Below are 1,282 nucleotides of genomic sequence, written 5' to 3' on the forward strand. Positions count from 1 at the left end.
GCCGCCGAGCTTCATCTTGATGCGTTCGTGGTTGTAGTAGCGGATGTACTCGTCAATTCCGACACGTAGTTGGTCGATCGTCTCGAAGCGTTCCCGGTAGAAGTACTCCGACTTCAGCGTGCCAAAAAAGCTCTCCATCGCCGCGTTATCCAGGCAATTGCCCTTGCGTGACATGCTTTGTTCCAGGCCCGCTTCTTTCAGGCGCTGACGGTAATCAGGGTATCGATAGTGCCAGCCTTGATCCGAGTGCAGCATTGGCTTGCTGTCGGCCGGGAGCTTCTCCAGTGCGCGTTCAAGCATGGTTTCCACCAGGGCATAGCGCGGCCGCGTGTCGGTTTGGTACGCCACGATTTCTCCGTTGTACAAATCCAGCACTGGTGAGAGGTAGAGCTTTTCACCTGCCACCTTGAACTCCGTAACATCCGTCACCCATTTTTGATTGGGCTGATCAGCTGCAAATTGCCGCTTCAAGATGTTGGGTGATGCCTCGTCCATCAGCCCCCGGTATGACCTGTATTTCTTGGGCCGCACCGTGCATTTGAGGTCCAGCTCGCTCATCAGGCGCCGCACTTTCTTGGTGTTCACCAACTGCCCTTCCTGACGCAGGGTGGCGGTGACACGACGATAGCCATAACGACCGCGATGACGGTGCTGGATGCTCTGGATCGATGCTTTCAGCGAGGCACACTTGTCCTCGGTACCGATTGTCTTGAGTTGGTAGTAGTAGGTGGCACGCGCCAAGCCTGCGGCATCCAGCAGATCCGCGAGAACATGGTGTGGGTGCAGGTCGGCGATCAGCCGGGCTTTTTCGTGGTGGCTTTCTTCTGCCGGAGCTTCGCCTCGTCTAGTTCCTCGAGCTTTTTTAGGTAGGCGTTCTCCGCTTCAAGCTTGCGTATCTTGCGCAGCAACTGGGAAACCGAGAGTTCCTCGTCAGGCACTACTGGGGTTTCATCGGGCTTGGAGGGCTGCTTGGACATGGCGCGGGACGATCTCTTCTTCGCTGAAAGCTGGGCTGTAAGTTCGCCACTGTAATACTGCTGCTGCCATCTGCCCAGTTGACTCGAATTGCCCAGGTTGAACAGCGCCGCAGCGGCGCGGTGAGACAGTTGCTCATTGAGCATGCGGTGAAGCACAGTGAGTTTGAATTCGGCGCTGTGGTGCCGACGGGAACGCTTGAAACTGGCCTCGCCGTGGTGCTGGTAAGCCACGACCCAGCGCCGGAGAAGGGTAGGATCTATCTGGAACTGGTTCGCCACATGGCGAAAGCCACGGCCTCGATTGA

General features: G+C 57.0%; 2 protein-coding genes. Both read right to left on the reverse strand.

Annotation, left to right across the window (positions count from 1 at the left end; all coding sequences use genetic code 11):
• Nucleotides 1–798 (reverse strand): IS3 family transposase (locus NTD88_RS02985; protein ID WP_315975141.1); only part of this gene is annotated, 798 nt, incomplete at its 3' end.
• Nucleotides 795–1,282: transposase (locus NTD88_RS02990; RefSeq protein WP_410017244.1), on the reverse strand; the 488-nt coding region annotated here is incomplete at its 5' end. The genes NTD88_RS02985 and NTD88_RS02990, both read right to left, overlap by 4 nt.

The organism is Pseudomonas sp. 20P_3.2_Bac5 (assembly GCF_025466035.1).
In the GTDB taxonomy this organism is placed as follows: domain Bacteria; phylum Pseudomonadota; class Gammaproteobacteria; order Pseudomonadales; family Pseudomonadaceae; genus Aquipseudomonas.